The organism is Sphingobacterium anhuiense, assembly GCF_042686355.1.
Lineage (GTDB): Bacteria > Bacteroidota > Bacteroidia > Sphingobacteriales > Sphingobacteriaceae > Sphingobacterium > Sphingobacterium anhuiense.
In genome coordinates this window covers 159,196-174,759 of sequence record NZ_JBHUPE010000002.1, presented here as the reverse complement: position 1 = coordinate 174,759, position 15,564 = coordinate 159,196, and the positions used below count along the sequence as shown (strand labels likewise).

At 36.3% G+C, this 15,564-nt stretch carries 15 protein-coding genes; 6 read left to right on the top strand and 9 right to left on the bottom strand.

Annotation, left to right across the window (positions count from 1 at the left end; all coding sequences use genetic code 11):
• Window positions 1-135 precede the first annotated feature (135 nt).
• From ribH to ACFS6I_RS03985, 3 genes are all read right to left on the bottom strand, one after another.
• Window positions 136-624 carry a 6,7-dimethyl-8-ribityllumazine synthase gene (ribH, locus tag ACFS6I_RS03995; RefSeq protein WP_021191877.1) on the bottom strand — a complete coding sequence of 163 codons (489 nt, stop codon included), beginning with the start codon at window positions 622-624 and terminating at the stop codon, window positions 136-138.
• A gap of 235 nt (window positions 625-859) precedes the next feature.
• Window positions 860-1,537 (bottom strand): tetratricopeptide repeat protein, encoded by a 678-nt coding sequence (locus ACFS6I_RS03990; RefSeq protein ID WP_132843478.1) that lies wholly within the window; start codon window positions 1,535-1,537, stop codon window positions 860-862.
• Between the two features lie 79 nt (window positions 1,538-1,616).
• A complete protein-coding gene (locus ACFS6I_RS03985; RefSeq protein ID WP_168127925.1) occupies window positions 1,617-3,542 on the bottom strand; it encodes a polysaccharide biosynthesis protein in 1,926 nt (641 codons plus the stop codon).
• Between the two features lie 128 nt (window positions 3,543-3,670).
• On the opposite strand from ACFS6I_RS03985, the gene ACFS6I_RS03980 reads away from it, so the two are divergent.
• From ACFS6I_RS03980 to ACFS6I_RS03970, 3 genes are read left to right on the top strand one after another with little or no spacing between them, the layout of a single operon-like run.
• On the top strand, window positions 3,671-4,882 hold the full coding sequence (locus tag ACFS6I_RS03980) for an alanine dehydrogenase (RefSeq protein WP_021191874.1): 1,212 nt from the start codon (window positions 3,671-3,673) through the stop codon (window positions 4,880-4,882).
• A 3-nt stretch (window positions 4,883-4,885) separates the two neighbouring features.
• Window positions 4,886-5,737, top strand: coding sequence for an alpha/beta hydrolase (locus ACFS6I_RS03975; RefSeq protein ID WP_380918312.1), 852 nt, complete (start codon window positions 4,886-4,888; stop codon window positions 5,735-5,737).
• Between the two features lie 12 nt (window positions 5,738-5,749).
• Window positions 5,750-6,265 (top strand): TlpA family protein disulfide reductase, encoded by a 516-nt coding sequence (locus tag ACFS6I_RS03970; protein ID WP_168127923.1) that lies wholly within the window; start codon window positions 5,750-5,752, stop codon window positions 6,263-6,265.
• Here the strand turns inward: ACFS6I_RS03970 and ACFS6I_RS03965 are convergent.
• The 6 genes from ACFS6I_RS03965 to porX form a co-directional block, all read right to left on the bottom strand.
• Window positions 6,255-7,295 carry an ABC transporter ATP-binding protein gene (locus tag ACFS6I_RS03965; RefSeq protein WP_380918310.1) on the bottom strand — a complete coding sequence of 347 codons (1,041 nt, stop codon included), beginning with the start codon at window positions 7,293-7,295 and terminating at the stop codon, window positions 6,255-6,257. The genes ACFS6I_RS03970 and ACFS6I_RS03965 overlap by 11 nt on opposite strands.
• Before the next feature lie 70 nt (window positions 7,296-7,365).
• The gene (locus ACFS6I_RS03960) at window positions 7,366-8,160 is read right to left on the bottom strand and encodes an outer membrane beta-barrel protein (protein ID WP_021191871.1); all 795 of its coding nucleotides are present in this window, start codon (window positions 8,158-8,160) and stop codon (window positions 7,366-7,368) included.
• A gap of 22 nt (window positions 8,161-8,182) precedes the next feature.
• Window positions 8,183-8,920 carry a hypothetical protein gene (locus ACFS6I_RS03955; protein WP_380918308.1) on the bottom strand — a complete coding sequence of 246 codons (738 nt, stop codon included), beginning with the start codon at window positions 8,918-8,920 and terminating at the stop codon, window positions 8,183-8,185.
• Window positions 8,917-9,369 (bottom strand): RNA polymerase sigma factor, encoded by a 453-nt coding sequence (locus tag ACFS6I_RS03950; protein WP_232789365.1) that lies wholly within the window; start codon window positions 9,367-9,369, stop codon window positions 8,917-8,919. Before ACFS6I_RS03950 ends, ACFS6I_RS03955 begins: the two co-directional genes overlap by 4 nt.
• 154 nt (window positions 9,370-9,523) lie before the next feature.
• Window positions 9,524-9,934, bottom strand: coding sequence for a tRNA (adenosine(37)-N6)-threonylcarbamoyltransferase complex ATPase subunit type 1 TsaE (gene tsaE, locus ACFS6I_RS03945; protein ID WP_208700504.1), 411 nt, complete (start codon window positions 9,932-9,934; stop codon window positions 9,524-9,526).
• A gap of 13 nt (window positions 9,935-9,947) precedes the next feature.
• On the bottom strand, window positions 9,948-11,501 hold the full coding sequence (gene porX / locus ACFS6I_RS03940) for a T9SS response regulator signal transducer PorX (protein WP_021191867.1): 1,554 nt from the start codon (window positions 11,499-11,501) through the stop codon (window positions 9,948-9,950).
• Between the two features lie 295 nt (window positions 11,502-11,796).
• On the opposite strand from porX, the gene ACFS6I_RS03935 reads away from it, so the two are divergent.
• Genes ACFS6I_RS03935 through ACFS6I_RS03925 form a run of 3 tightly spaced genes read left to right on the top strand, consistent with a single transcriptional unit; the run spans window position 11,797 to window position 15,559 of the window.
• On the top strand, window positions 11,797-13,047 hold the full coding sequence (locus tag ACFS6I_RS03935) for an HD domain-containing protein (RefSeq protein ID WP_380918302.1): 1,251 nt from the start codon (window positions 11,797-11,799) through the stop codon (window positions 13,045-13,047).
• Between the two features lie 33 nt (window positions 13,048-13,080).
• Window positions 13,081-14,124 (top strand): UDP-3-O-(3-hydroxymyristoyl)glucosamine N-acyltransferase, encoded by a 1,044-nt coding sequence (gene lpxD, locus ACFS6I_RS03930; protein ID WP_021191866.1) that lies wholly within the window; start codon window positions 13,081-13,083, stop codon window positions 14,122-14,124.
• A 40-nt stretch (window positions 14,125-14,164) separates the two neighbouring features.
• On the top strand, window positions 14,165-15,559 hold the full coding sequence (locus ACFS6I_RS03925) for a bifunctional UDP-3-O-[3-hydroxymyristoyl] N-acetylglucosamine deacetylase/3-hydroxyacyl-ACP dehydratase (RefSeq protein ID WP_183916341.1): 1,395 nt from the start codon (window positions 14,165-14,167) through the stop codon (window positions 15,557-15,559).
• Window positions 15,560-15,564 lie beyond the last annotated feature (5 nt).

The following is a 15,564-nucleotide window of genomic DNA, read 5'->3' as shown; positions in this document are numbered from 1 at the left end:
TCGATCAAATACTATAGTGATAACAATATTATCTTATTCTTGTTTGCATTTCGCTAGCCAAGTTTTGATCTGAATAGCTTTTGTCTGGCTCTCGTGTTTAGATCTCTTATTTTTTTAAATTAAAAAAAAGACATATTAATACTGCGCACTAATATGTGCCATCTGAATAGCAGTGATTGCTGCTTCTTCACCTTTATTCCCATGCTTGCCACCCGCTCTGTCCAATGCTTGCTGTTGATTGTCAGTTGTCAATACTCCAAAAATAACAGGCTTGTTGTATTTTAATGCGACGTTACTGATGCCATTGGCAACCGCGTCACAGATGAAATCAAAATGACGTGTTTCTCCTTGAATCACACAGCCTAAGCAAATGATTGCATCAAATGAATCATCGCGTAACAAAATATCTGCACCCGTTATTAATTCAAAACTACCCGGTACTTCGATGATTTTTATATTTTCTTCTTGTGCTCCATGCTTTTCTAGACCAGAAATTGCACCATTTAAAAGAGCCCCAGTTATTTCCGCATTCCATTGTGCAACAACAATTCCAAATTTAAAAGGATTTGCGTTTGCAACTGTAATGTGTGAAAAGTCCGATAAATTTTTAATACTACTTGCCATATGTAGAACAAACTTAGATAAATTTGCTTAGAAACACAATATAATTGCGCTCATATCAACGTAAATTTATGCATTGGGAATTGTTTTCAGGAAATGCTTTGTAGTTATTTCAATTATAATTGGAGTGACGTTATTGCACCGTATTTTAGCTGTCATAATAGCTCATATGAGAAATATATAGCATAAAAAAAGGCTGCCTTTGGGCAACCTTTTTTTATATGTATTTGAGTCAATTCTACAAATGCGCTTGAACACGACCAATAAGACCATCGATCATAGCTGCTTCTTGACTTTCAGGGAAATCAGTCTTTATTTTTTTATACGTTTCTTCAGCTTGCTTGAACTCATTCTGAGCTTCGTAAACTAAACCTAATTTTTTCAAAAATAATGGAGTCGTATACGAGTTCGCCGATTTATCAGCTGCTTCTTTGTAAAATCCAGCTGCTTTCTTATAATCTTTCAATTCTGAATGTACGTCACCTTTCAATCCAGTAACCAATGGGTCTAGAATTGGACTTCCGGTTGCCGAATAATTTTCTAAAGCTTCGATCGCTTCATTATACTTTCCTTGACGTAGATATAAGCCACCTAGGTATGCATTTGCAATGTTTGCAGATTTTGTATTTGAATATTCATCTGCAATTTCTTTAAATCCTGCAAAAGAACCGTCTCCTTCAATAGCACGATTTTGTAATGAATCTATTGCAGCATATTCTTCAGCTTTAAATATTTCGTTCGCTGCTTTCTCAGCTCTCGGTTGTAGATAAAGTTTTTGATATCCAAAATACAATATAATTAACACAAAAATACCACCGACGATAAAAGTGATGCTTTTTTGATTGTCCTGAAAAGATGAACCTTGTGAAGGTTTATTCGCTTGTCCAGCGTTATTTTGGTTTTGATTTTTAGACATTATGATTCAATGAAAAAATATAGATTGCAAAAATACAATTTTACGGTAAATATGCAAGCTTTTGTAATTATAATAAACGTTAAACTCTATTAATTAAGTCTTTCTCTGCCTCAATTTCTTTATCTATCTGTTCGTAGATTGAATTTTGGCTTTTAAATTCTGGCACAATCCTTTTCATTTCTAAAACAACATTATGCTTATTTTGCTGTTTAATACCGGTTACTAAGTTCTCAAGGTGATGATTAACCTGTTGAAAATCGTTTTCCCGAACTTTTGCAATCATAATTTTTTTATGATGCGTTGGCATTGTGTTCTCTAAATCATTCAGAAGCTCCTCGTAAAGTTTTTCTCCGGGACGTAAACCTGTGAACTTAATTTCGATATCTTGATTTGGAATAAAACCAGAAAGTTTGATCATTTTATTCGCTAATTCGATGATTTTAACAGATTTGCCCATGTCAAAAACGAAAATCTCACCACCTTCTCCCATCGATCCAGCCTCTAATACCAATTGGCAGGCCTCTGGAATTGTCATAAAATACCTCGTTATTTCGGGATGTGTAACGGTTACGGGACCTCCTTTTTCAATTTGATCTCGAAAACGTGGTATAACAGATCCATTTGAGCCTAATACATTACCAAAGCGCGTCGTAATAAACTTGGTTTTAGCATTGACTTGCTCATTACTTTGTAAAAAGTGGTTGAAGGATTGGACATATATCTCAGCAATCCTTTTCGTTGCACCCATAATATTTGTCGGGTTTACCGCTTTGTCTGTTGACACAAACACGAATTTTTCCGCACCATATTCAACAGCAAGATTTGCGATATTTTTAGTGCCAACAACATTTGTGTGTACTGCCTCTAAAGGATGGTTCTCCATCATCGGAACATGCTTGTAAGCTGCAGCATGATAAACATAATGCGGTTTGAAAGTTTCAAACATGAGCTTCATACGGTCAATACTACGTACGTCACCAATAAATGAATGATAAACCTGTAATGGAAACTCGTCCTGTAAATCCAGCTGTAAGTTATGCAAAGGTGATTCTGCTTGATCGCACAAAATAATCATCTGTGGTTCAAATTTGCCCAACTGCCTCGCGATTTCACTTCCAATAGAACCAGCAGCACCGGTTACCAGAACACGCTTGCCTTTTAACTGATTTAAAATGTTGTCATTGCTTATCTTTATTGGAGCTCGTTCAAGGAGGTCTTCAATTTTTATTTTTTGAATCTGATTTGGGTTTAACTCCCCATTCATGATTTTCTTGACAGAAGGTAAAGTCAATATGGTCACCTTCTTCTCAAGGCAGATGTCAATGATATCATTTTTAGATTCTAAGGGGATATTGTGAGAAGCAATGATGACCTCTTCAATGTTCAGATTGATAATAACCTGTCCTAGTTTCTTCGGGTCAAAAATTTTAATTCCATCAATTACTTTTCCGATTTTTTGTTCATTGTCATCTAGATAACCGACAATGGCATTTTTGGAACGGGTATCGTGATCTAACGTTCTTTTAACGGCAATACCAAGGTCGCCAGCGCCGTAGATCAACGTATTGCGTCTGTCACTTCTTATATTTTTTGTATAAACAAAGAATATTTTAATAAATGTTCGGTATGTCGTGAGCAATAAGAAACAAAATAAGGCATATAAAATAATGAGTGAGCCAGGTAGAGTGTGTTGATCTCCAGTTGCGAGTAATACCGTTTTGATAACGAAGAAAACAAGTACTGCGAATACAATTGCTGTAAGAATTCGAATGGAATCAACAGCACTGGTATAGCGTATAATGCCAGTGTGCATCTTAAATAAATAAAAGGAAGTTGCTGTGACACCCATTGCATAAATCAGTCTGATCGCAAATTCAGATGTATTTATGAAAGCAAAATCAAAACTGTAATAGATGATATTTGCCAAGGTAAAGGCAAATATTGCCGTAAAGATATCTAATACAAAAATAATCCAACGTGGAACAATATTAAGTTTATTAAACATAGTTTTGTTTTAGTGCTTAGTTGGACAAATGTAACTTTTTTTCTAAACAGCTAGGCATATAAGTGCTTAATTTCTTTTGCTTAGCTTAAATAAAAGTAGTAAATTTAAAAAGTAATGCATGAAAATAAATGAGTGACTTAAGTAAATTGGCAAGTCAAGCAATGATACAGCCACAAGAGACTTTATCAGCGACTGCTTCTAGGGAAAAAAGATTGTTTATTGGTATACCCAAGGAAATTGCATTTCAGGAGAGAAGGATTTGTTTGACACCACTGTCAGTCGGTCTTTTGGTAGAAAATGGCCATGAAGTTATTATGGAAACCGGTGCCGGTTTAGGATCTAATTTTTTGGATCATCATTACAGTGAACAAGGTGCTCGTATTGTCTCATCTGCTGAGGAAGTTTATCAAGCGGATTGTATTGTGAAAATCTGCGCACCCACTTTTGAGGAAGTTGGAATGATGAAGCAAAATCAGATATTGATGTCTTCACTACAGCCTTCATTATTAGAGCTACCTGTTCTGAGAGCGCTTATTCAAAAAAAAATTACTGCTTTATCTTTCGAATATCTGCGCGATGAAGGGGGCTGTTTGGCAGTAGTCCGAGCAATGGGAGAAATTGTTGGTGCTACTTCAACTTTAATCGCTTCTGAATATTTAAGCAATAGTTTTGGTGGTAAAGGTTTAATGTTGGGAGGTATTACAGGTGTTCCGCCGACAGAAATGGTCATTATTGGTGCCGGAACAGTTGGAGAATATGCGGCAAGGACAGCTATTGCACTGGGTGCACAAGTGAAAGTTTTTGATAATTCCATTTATAAATTAAGACGTCTCCAGAATAATCTAGGAAGTCGGGTATACACTTCTATTATCCAACCTACAATTTTGAACAAAGCTGTGAAAACCTGCGACGTGGTCATCGGTGCTTTACGCTCAAAAAATGGGAGAACTCCTTGTGTCATTTCTGAAGAAACGGTTTCAGAAATGAAACCTAATTCTGTTATTATAGATGTAAGCATTGATCAAGGGGGATGTTTTGAAACTTCAAATATCACATCACATGATACACCGACCTTTAGAAAATATGATGTCATTCATTATTGTGTCCCTAATATTGCTTCTCGGGTGGCGAGATCTGCAACCTATGCATTAACAAATATTTTTACACCAATACTACTTGATATTGCTGAGCAGGGAGGTGTCAAAAATGTCATTTGGAAAAGTGCAGGAATTAGAAGTGCAACCTACTTATACCAGGGAATATTGACCAATAAGGATATTGCTTCAAAATTTGAAATGACAGCCAAAGATCTGGATTTAATTATAGTGACCAATTTGTAATTCATGAAACTTACTTTAATGATTATTCTTTTTTCAGTTGTTTTTCAAGCAACAGCGCAAGAAAAGTTTGCCTTATATAATGACAAGATCCCAAATTCTATCAATACAGATACGGCCAGATACAATCGAAATATTCCAGAAATATTTGTTTACAAGCCAAATGCAGCTTTAGATAAGAGTATGGGTGTGTTGATTATTCCAGGCGGTGGTTATGCACATATTGCTATGGATCATGAAGGACACGATGTTGCAAAAGAGTTGAACAAAGCTGGTTTTACGGCTTTTGTTCTTAAATATCGATTACCTTCGCCCAATATCATGGTCGATAAGAGCATTGGACCAATACAAGATGCGCAGCGTGCTATGCAGTTCATCCGCAGTGGTTTTCCTTTATTGCATAAAGTCGGAGTTATCGGTTTTTCAGCAGGAGGGCACCTTGCATCTACTTTGCTTGTCAGTTCAAAACGTGGTTTCATTTCTAATCCGTCACAGTTATCTTTAGCGCCCGATTTTGCCGGATTGATTTATCCCGTTATCTCCATGACTGACGCTATTACGCACAATGGTTCTAGAATCAACCTTCTCGGAGAGAATCCATCTCCAGAGCAGATTGCCAAATTTTCATCTGAACAGCATGTGACCTCAGATCTTTGTCCTGTATTTTTTGTTCACGCAAAGGATGATAAAGCGGTTCCGATTGAAAACAGTTATGTGATGATCAAAGCACTGGATAAAGCTCATGTTAAAAATAAGCTATTGACTTATGAGGAGGGGGGGCACGGTTTTGGTTTGATTAATAAGACAAGTTCAGTAGCTTGGTTAGATAGTTTTGTAGATTGGGTAAATCATTTATAATATATTATTGAAATGAAACATATTTTAGGACTTATTTTTAGTTTTTTGTTTTTAATAGCCGAAGCACAAACCTCTGATGGAGGGTGGAAAGTGCCTCTAAATGCAGCAAGTCCTGCATTTGCAGTTCCTAAGAAAGATGGAACTTCTATTGCCAGTTCCGATCTGAAAGGAAAAGTAGTGTTGCTTAATTTCTTCGCAACCTGGTGCCCTCCATGTCGAGAGGAATTGCCTCGCTTGCAGAAGGAAATATGGGAAAAATATAAAGATAACCCCAAATTTGAATTAATGGTACTGGCGCGTGAGCAGGATTGGAATAAAATTGATCCCTTTGTTGCCGAACACAAATATTCCCTACCATTTTATCCGGACTTGAAAAGAAATGTATTTGGTTTATTTGCAGACCAAGGTATTCCACGCAATGTCGTACTCGATGCCCAGGGCAATGTTATTTACCAGTCCCTTGGGTATGAGAAAAAAGAGTTTGATCAATTGATTGCTCTTATTGATCGTCTTTTACTTAAAGACTGATATATTGCGCGATCTTGACGGTTACAGGTTGTCCTACTTGGATTGAAACAGGAGTAGTACTGATGGCATGTAGTTGTAAGGCATGATTTGTAATTACTAATTCATAATAAAAACCTCTAAAGCGGATATCGGTTAATGTGAAATCATGCGTTGTCTCCGATGCCGTTATAGATACCCATTCTTGATGAATGATGACGGTTGTATCACTTTGTATTTGAAGCAATTTCGCATCTGTGCTACTCAGAATATTGCTTTTAGCTAATAAAAGTGCTGTGTATGGATTAGTTGGTCTTTCGTAAAGTTCCCGTGGATGGCCTTGATCCAATATCTTACCATCTTTCATTACAATAAGATCGTCGGCCAGTGCCAATACTTCTGTCGGATCATGGGAAACAAGTATGATCGTAAGGCCTGTCTCGACCACAATTTGTTTGATGTCTTGTTGCAATGTGTCTCGGAAAGAGGCATCAACCTGATTGAAGGGTTCGTCCATCAATAGTACTTGTGGATCATTTACCAATGCTCTGCAGATCGCAACACGTTGTTTTTCTCCACCGCTGATGTCAGCAATTCTTTTCTTTGCAAGATGGTCAATCCGCAGTCTTTTCAGGATTGCAGCAGTTTTAGTTTGTTTGGCTTCGATATTTGTATTTGGCAATTGGGAAGCGACATTATCCCAAACATTTGCAAATGTGTTTAAGTCATCAAAACCCTGGGAAACCAGCTTCATGTCTTGATGCCCTGGGATAAGTTTATCTTTTCTTGTTGGAACTAACCAGCCTTTGTAACGAACTTCACCGGTTAATGGCTCTAATAGACCATAGATGAGACGAAGTAATGTACTTTTCCCACTGCCAGATTCTCCGATAATAGCCGTGATTTTACCTTCTTGGATTCCTATATTTGCTTGCTGTACGGCTAAACTTTCCGAATTTTCTAAAAATGAAAAACTAAGATTTTCAAGATGGATGTAAGGAAGTCCAAGGACCTCTTTATCAAAGGGAACATACTGACAAGAAGATTGTGACATATTTTGCAAAATAAAAAAAGCCGAATGTTATAATTCGGCTTAAAATTAAGCATTTTAATATTATTCTACCCTAAAAACCTAGCGTCAGGCCAAAAGTAAAATTATTTAAACCCTGTTGATCAGGACTATTTTCGAACATATCATTGAAATAATATTTGACAAAAACGCCCATTGAATCATATCCGAGTCGCGCAAAGGCACCATACTGGAAGCTGGCCAAATTGTAATTATCTTTAAATTTTTGGCTGCCCTGTTCATTACTTTTTAAACGTTGACTACCTTTTATTAAAATTCCGGTCATTGCGCCGACAGCAAGTTTCGCACGCTCACCATTTTTAAACCTTTTACTTCTGAATTCAAATGTTAACGGAACGCGTAGGTAGGTTGATGTAAATACATTCTTCTTGTAAGTGATGTCATCCGGGTAGGAATAGTCCAAAGGAGTAGCGTCCTGATCCAGCAAAACATTATGTTTCAATCTCAGATAGTTCCATTCAAAACCTGTCGATATATACGTTTTGAATCGATCATTGAACCTAAGGCCAAATTGAGCAATATCAAAACCAAAGTTTGAGGCTTTTTTATATTCTAAAAATTCGTTATTCTCATTTAATGTAAAGCTACCATCATTAATTAACCTTGAAAATCCCCAATCTATGCGAGAAAAAGTAATACCACCAAATATTTTTGGATACTTTGAAACAGCAGGTGTGTTTTTGTCATCAATTTTATCACTGTCTTCTTTGCCTAAAATGCTTGTTGAAATATTAATTTTTTTAGTGCTGTCCTGTTGTGCATATGCTTTTACTAGAAGGCAGGATGTTAGGATACCGATGATTGCGAACGATAGAAAATATTTTTTCATATGGAAAGAGTTTATTTAGGTTTTACTTTTTTCTTTTTTTATTTTTAACGAGACTATTAAGTAGATCAATCTGTAATGTTCCCTCGTCATCATTGCTGAACTGAACTTCTGAACCATTCCCTTGATTGATGGTTTTGCTCAAAATGTTGAGCACCTTAGTAACAACATTCTGTTTGCTTTCGCTGGTTGAAGCCATCATACTTTCTTCTTCGTCCGGGTTTTCAATAATGGGTTTGATCGGGATGTATTCCATTGCATGTGCTATTTGTGCTTGTGAATCCACAACTACTAGCATCGGTTGTTCTGCTGTTATTTTTAGTTTTTTAAGCGCTACCGCTTCATTGATCTGTGCAATTTTCGGTGGCATTGATTTTATTTGATAATCAGTTTGCGTATCCTGAGTTTTTTCGGCTACAGTTTTGACGGCAAATTGGACAGGCTCTTCTTTAGTTTCTATCAAATCTTCTACTGGCTCCTTTTGTTCTTTTTGGGTAGCTGTATCTTTTTTCCGATTAACAATGTTTGTGGTTTCCACGGTGCTTGCTGACTGCTTCATGACCAATAGACTAAAAATCCCAATACAAATGAGGGTCGCGGCGATGCTAACAAGCGGTTTTAACCACTTTATTTTTTTCTTGATTGGTACAATTTTCTGTTCATCAAGATCCGCTTCTATTTTATTCCAGATATCAGCGCTAGGCTGTATATCAAGTTTGTCAATATGATCGCGGAATAATTTGTCGATTTCTTCATTTTTCATAACGTAAATGCCTCAATTTTTAATAATCTTGTTTTCAGCCACTGCCTTGCTCTTGATAACTGCGATTTTGAATTTCCCTCACTTATATTGAGCATTTCGGCAATTTCTTTGTGTGTATAGCCTTCTACAGCATAGAGATTAAAGACTGTACGATAACCAATGGGTAATTGATGAACGATTGACATTAAATCTTTGTAATGTATCTGATCGGTAGCGTTGTTATTCGGAATTTCATGAATAATGTCGTTATCGAGAGACTCTACATAAGCAATTTTGTTTTTTCGCTGTATTTCAATAGCCGTATTGACCATAATTCTTCGTATCCAGCCTTCGAGAGACCCATTTTCTGAAAACAGGTGTCCTTTAGTGAAGACTTTTACAAATCCGATTTGCAGTATATCCTCCGCTTCTAAGCTGTCTTTTGCATAGCGTAAGCAAACAACAAACATTTTTTTAGAAAAAAATTGATATAGATGGTACTGAGCTTTTCTATCTCCAGTGAGACATTTTTTCCATGTTGAATCTATACTTACGTTTTCCAAAATTTAATCAGTTTATATTAGGAAGACGTAAGATATTTAGGAAAGGTTGCATGGGGCGCAACTATTTTATAATTATTTTTCGACTTGTAGGTGATGTAATCTCAATTTTAATTGTTTTTGCATCATCAGGCAGTAAGTTTGGGATTTTATTCGGCCATTCGATAAAACAATAATTTCCAGAATAAAAATAATCCTCATAGCCAAAGTCATAGGCCTCTTCTTCTTCTTTTATTCTGTAAAAGTCGAAATGAAAAATTGTGCCCTGTGGTGCGCTATATTCATTTACAATTGAAAATGTGGGACTTGAGGTGTTGTCTTGTACTTGCAATGCTTTGCAAAGTGCTTTTATAAAGGTTGTTTTTCCCGCACCCATATGACCGTAAAAGAGAAATACACGATCATCAGGAAAAGACTTTAAAAGTAGTTCTGCAGCATGATCTAATTCTGAAAGTTGATTGACTTCGATTATCATGCTGCAAAATTACTTATTTGGAAGTATAAGTAGCGAAAGGAATAATCATTTCTTCCAATGAAATACCCCCATGCTGAAAAGTTTCATTAAAATAATTGACAAATTGATTGTAATTGTTCGGGTATACGAAGTATGAATCCTCTTTTGCAAAGACAAAGCAGGAGCTCATGTGCAACTTTGGTAATTGAGCGTCATGTGGATTCTTAATTAAGAAGACGTCCTTGTCAATAAAATTTAGATTCTTACCCTGTTTATAGCGTAAATTGGTATTTGTATTACGGTCACCAACAATCTTGCTCGGTTTTTTTACTTTAATTGTTCCATGATCTGTTGTGATGATCACTCGAACATTACGCTGGGACAGCCATTTCAAGGCTTCAAATAAGGGCGAGTGTTCAAACCAAGAAAGGGTTAAAGAACGATAAGCCGCTTCATTGTTTGCCAACTCGCGAATCATAGCCATATCTGTTCTTGCATGCGAAAGCATATCGACAAAGTTGTAGACTAATATATTCAGATTGTTCTGGATTAAATTGCTCAGATTGTCCACGACATCTTTCCCCTGATCTAAGGTTAAGACCTTTGTGTAGGAGTGTTTTATAGGCTTCCGGTAGACACGCTGGATTTGGTCTTCTAAAAATTTGTCTTCATATAAATTTTTACCACCTTCATCTTCATCGTTCTGCCACATTTTTGGAAATCGCTTTTCCATTTCTAAAGGCGTCAGTCCACTGAAAATCGCATTTCGGGCATATTGAGTCGCGGTCGGTAAAATACTGTAGTAAGTATCTTCTTCCTCTAGTCTAAAATAATCGGTGATTACTTCGTTGATCACTTTCCATTGATCGTAACGCAAATTGTCAATTAAAAAGAAAAATGTAGGTTTATCTTCCGTTAATTGCGGAAATACCTTTTTCTTAAATAATTGATGCGAAAGTATTGGAGCTTGATCTGGAGCTTTCATCCAATTCAAGTAATTCTTTTCGATAAATTTGCAGAATTGAACATTTGCTTCCGATTTTTGCATTGTCAAGATTTCATGCATGCCCGCATCTTCGAGTTTCTCGAGCGAAAGCTCCCAATAGATCAGCTTTTTATATGCCTCGGACCATTGTTGATAATTCAGATCATCATTTAATACCATACCAAGGTTTCTAAAGTCCTGTTGATATGCCATCGATGTTTTCTCGTTAACAAGTCTCTTGTTTTCCGTCAGTTTTTTGATAGTCAGGAGAATTTGCTTCGGGTTAACGGGTTTTATAAGATAATCGTCAATTTTAGAGCCTATGGCATCCTCCATGACATGTTCTTCTTCATTTTTTGTGACCAGTACAGTAGGTACGGTAGGATTAATGGATTTTAAGATTGCTAATGTCTCTAAACCTGTTAAACCCGGCATATTTTCATCTAAAAATACTAGGTCGAAAACACCTTCTTTAAAAGCATCCACCGCATCATTTCCATTATTTACTGTTTTGACTTTATAGCCTCTTTCTTCTAATAAGAGTATATGAGGTTTTAAAAAATCAATTTCATCATCAGCCCAAAGTATATGTGTTTTTTGCATATTGTAATATTTGCTATAATCAAAATCGATTAAATTCCAATTGTTTTAGTGTTTAGGTAGCTGGAGTAATAATCACTTTTTTTGATATTTTCATTTAAACTATACGAACTTAAATAAAAAAGGAGCTTTACCTATTATTTTTAACACTTGTTAACCACTTAAACTAATTATATTTGTATTTATAATTTAACTCCTAGGACAGGAAAATAAACTGGCTCATCTTTAACTCATTTGATGAACAATTAAAGTTAGCTATTGTTTTAGCGCTATATGTTAGAAGAAATGCATTCATAAATTGAATAAGAAAAAAATATTAAATGATCCTGTCTATGGATTTGTTTCCATTCCATCGGGATTGATTTTTGAGCTTATACAGCATCCTTATCTGCAACGACTTCGCTATATTAAGCAAGTCAGTATGACCCATTTGGTGTATCCTGGAGCGCTGCATACCCGCTTTCAACATGCGATAGGGGCTATGCACTTGATGTCGTTGGCGATTGATACGCTAAAAGGTAAAGGTGTCGATATCAGTGAGGAAGAGAAAGAGGCGGCACTTGCGGCTATTTTGCTGCATGATATTGGCCATGGTCCCTTTTCTCATTCTTTAGAACATACGATTATAGATGGGGTTTCGCATGAATTACTATCTTCTCTTTTAATGGACCGTATCAATAATGAGTTCGGAGGAAAGCTTGATCTGGCCATTACTATTTTTAATAATAAATATCACCGAAAATTTTTCCATCAGTTAGTTTCCAGTCAATTGGATGCTGACAGAATGGATTATCTAAATAGAGACAGCTTTTTCACAGGAGTATCAGAAGGCGTTATTTCATATGATCGAATTATAGCTATGTTAGCTGTGGTTGATGATCAGATCGTTATAGAAGAAAAAGGAATTTACTCGGTTGAAAAGTTTTTAATAGCGCGTCGATTAATGTACTGGCAGGTATATCTCCATAAAACCGTAGTGGGCGCAGAACAGTTATTAATCAAAATACTGCAACGGGCAAAGCAATTAGCAAGTAGTGGCAACACATTGTTTGCGACACCAGCATTTAACTGGTTTTTGACTCAAAAAATTGATAAGAACAATTTTTTAGAAGATGCTTTACACTTGGACTGGTTTACACTTTTGGATGATACTGATATTATGTCTGGTATTAAGACATGGGCCCATCATGAAGATTCTATTTTGCGTATGATGTGTCAGAAATTGATGAGCCGTGAATTGTATCGGACTATTATGAGTAATATGCCTTTCTCAAAAGAATTGATGGATGAGGTTTATCGTCGCGTTAAAGAATATTTTCAGGTAAGTGATGACGAATTGCAATATTACGTTTTCACCCAGGAGATTCAGAACAGTGCTTATGATAGCCACAATGACCCGATTAAGATATTGATGAAGACATGTGAGATTAGCGATATTGCTGAAGCATCAGATTTGTCGAATTTAGAGGCGTTAGCAAAAAAAGTGCAGAAGTTTGTACTGTGTTATCCCAAAGAGCTTGGATATATAGCAATTCCAGCTAAAAAATAATTAAAATATAATAAAAAAACATAGCTTTGTAGCATGCAATTTACTGCTCAACAAATAGCATCCTTATTAAATGGATCGATAGAGGGGAATCCTGATGTAGAAGTTTCAAATTTAGCGAAAATAGAAGAAGCTTCTTTAGGGGATCTTTCATTTCTATCGAACCCTAAATATGAGCAATTTTTATATGAGACTAATGCCTCTATTGTAATTGTTAATGAAGATCAACAATTATTATCAGCCCCCAAATCAACTTTAACGTTGATCCGCGTAAAAAATGCTTATACGGCATTTTCTACATTATTGAACATCTATAATGAAGTTCGCCTGGATAGAAAAGGCAGAGAAGAACCGTCATATATACATGATACTACTACCATCGGTGAGGATGGTTATATCGGAGCTTTTGTCTATATTGGCAAAGGTGGAAAAATCGGTAAAAATGTTAAAATTTACCCGCAGGTTTATATTGGTGATAATGTGATTATCGGTGACAATACGACCTTATTTCCTGGCGTTAAGATATACCAAGATTGTGTGCTGGGAAATAATGTTACTGTGCATTCAGGAACTGTAATTGGTTCTGATGGTTTTGGATTTGCTCCGCAGGATGATGGTACCTATGCTAAGGTTCCTCAAATTGGTAATGTGATTATTGAAGACGATATCGAAATTGGTGCCAATACGGTTATTGACCGTGCTACAATGGGATCTACAATATTACATAAAGGTGTTAAACTGGACAACTTGATTCAAATAGCCCATAATGTAGAATTAGGAAAGAATACTGTAATTGCCGCTCAAACGGGTGTTTCTGGAAGTAGTAAGATCGGTGAAAACGTAATTTTGGGTGGCCAGGTTGGTATTGTAGGCCATATTACTGTTGCTGACAAAAGTCAGGTACAGGCTCAAGCCGGAATCAATAGATCGATTACCGAAGCGAATAAAAAGTGGGCGGGGAGCCCTGTATTGGGTTTTCAATCCAATATGAGATCGCAAGTCATTTATGCGAAATTACCTGATCTTGAAAAACGTGTCAGGGAGTTGGAGCGATTATTAAAGGAAAATTTGAAATCTTAAAAGAACCTTTTGGTCGTTTTTGATTAAATATATGTTAGAAATGAATGTAAAACAAAGAACCATCAAGCAAGATGTGGTCATATCTGGAGTCGGTTTACATACAGGTAAAACTGTATCTATGACAATAAAGCAAGCTCCTGAAAATCATTGGTATAAGTTTAAAAGAATTGATTTGGAAGGTCAGCCAGAAATACTGGTTGATGCTGATAATGTCACAGATACATCGAGAGGTACAACGATTTCTCAAAATGGGGCAAGTGTGAGTACTATTGAACACTTAATGGCTGCTCTGGTAGGTTTACAGATTGATAACGTATTAATTGAAATTGATGGACCCGAAGTACCTATTTTAGATGGTAGTTCAGCAATATTTATTGATAAATTTGAGGAAGCTGGTTTCGAAGAGTTAGAAGCTGATCGTGATTATTTTGAAATTCAGCATGCCATACATTATATAGAGTCTGAACGTAAGGTAGAAATCATGGCAATGCCACTAGATGGTTACCGTTTAACGTGTATGATTGATTTTAATTCGCCTGTATTAGGAAGTCAGCATGCTGCTATTAATACCATTGAAGATTTTTCAAAAGAAATATCTTCGTCAAGAACTTTCTGTTTTTTACATGAATTAGAAATGTTGGTTGATAATGGTTTGATCAAAGGTGGCGATTTAAGCAATGCGATCGTTATCGTTGATAAAGAAACATCTCCTGAGGAATTGAAGAAATTATCACATTTGTTCAACCGTGATGATGTTACTGTTGCAAAAGAAGGTATCTTGAGCAATATTCAGCTTCGTCATCAAAATGAGCCTGCACGTCACAAGTTATTAGATATGGTTGGTGACTTAGCTTTAGTAGGTCGACCACTGAAAGGACATGTTATGGCAGCAAGACCAGGTCATGCCGCTAACGTTGCTTTTGCAAAGAAAATCAAAGAGCAAATCCGCAAGGATAAAAATACAAAAAAGATTAAGGTGTACGATCCGAATATGACTCCTGTGTATGATACAGTGCAGATTATGAAGATTTTACCTCACCGTCAACCGATGTTAATGGTTGATAAAATATTAGAATTAACAGAAAATCATGTAGTTGGCCTGAAAAATGTTACAATGAATGAAGACTTGTTCATGGGGCATTTTCCTGGTGCGCCAATTTTTCCAGGGGTATTGCAAATTGAAGCGATGGCACAGACCGGAGGTATTCTAGTATTGAATACTGTTCCTGACCCGGAGAACTGGTTGACGTTATTTTTAAAAATTGAAAACGCACGATTTAAAGTGCAGGTAAGTCCAGGTGACACGATTATTTTTAGATGCGATTTGACGGAACCTATCCGCAGAGGTATTGCTAAAATGAAAGGTGTAGCTATGGTAGGTGAAAAAGTTGTTTGCGAAGCTGAGTTAATGGCTCAGATTGTGAAAGTAAAATAATAGTA

What these genes read in the sequence shown, in the direction of transcription:
- lpxD (WP_021191866.1), top strand. Translation starts at nt 13,081, where the DNA reads ATGCAATTTACTGCTCAACAAATAGCATCCTTATTAAATGGATCGATA.
- ACFS6I_RS03975 (WP_380918312.1), top strand. Translation starts at nt 4,886, where the DNA reads ATGAAACTTACTTTAATGATTATTCTTTTTTCAGTTGTTTTTCAAGCA.
- ACFS6I_RS03950 (WP_232789365.1), bottom strand. Translation starts at nt 9,369, where the DNA reads ATGTTTGTTGTTTGCTTACGCTATGCAAAAGACAGCTTAGAAGCGGAG.
- ACFS6I_RS03955 (WP_380918308.1), bottom strand. Translation starts at nt 8,920, where the DNA reads ATGAAAAATGAAGAAATCGACAAATTATTCCGCGATCATATTGACAAA.
- ACFS6I_RS03925 (WP_183916341.1), top strand. Translation starts at nt 14,165, where the DNA reads ATGAATGTAAAACAAAGAACCATCAAGCAAGATGTGGTCATATCTGGA.
- ACFS6I_RS03970 (WP_168127923.1), top strand. Translation starts at nt 5,750, where the DNA reads ATGAAACATATTTTAGGACTTATTTTTAGTTTTTTGTTTTTAATAGCC.
- ACFS6I_RS03960 (WP_021191871.1), bottom strand. Translation starts at nt 8,160, where the DNA reads ATGAAAAAATATTTTCTATCGTTCGCAATCATCGGTATCCTAACATCC.
- ACFS6I_RS03985 (WP_168127925.1), bottom strand. Translation starts at nt 3,542, where the DNA reads ATGTTTAATAAACTTAATATTGTTCCACGTTGGATTATTTTTGTATTA.
- ribH (WP_021191877.1), bottom strand. Translation starts at nt 624, where the DNA reads ATGGCAAGTAGTATTAAAAATTTATCGGACTTTTCACACATTACAGTT.
- porX (WP_021191867.1), bottom strand. Translation starts at nt 11,501, where the DNA reads ATGCAAAAAACACATATACTTTGGGCTGATGATGAAATTGATTTTTTA.
- ACFS6I_RS03965 (WP_380918310.1), bottom strand. Translation starts at nt 7,295, where the DNA reads ATGTCACAATCTTCTTGTCAGTATGTTCCCTTTGATAAAGAGGTCCTT.
- ACFS6I_RS03980 (WP_021191874.1), top strand. Translation starts at nt 3,671, where the DNA reads ATGAGTGACTTAAGTAAATTGGCAAGTCAAGCAATGATACAGCCACAA.
- ACFS6I_RS03990 (WP_132843478.1), bottom strand. Translation starts at nt 1,537, where the DNA reads ATGTCTAAAAATCAAAACCAAAATAACGCTGGACAAGCGAATAAACCT.
- tsaE (WP_208700504.1), bottom strand. Translation starts at nt 9,934, where the DNA reads ATGATAATCGAAGTCAATCAACTTTCAGAATTAGATCATGCTGCAGAA.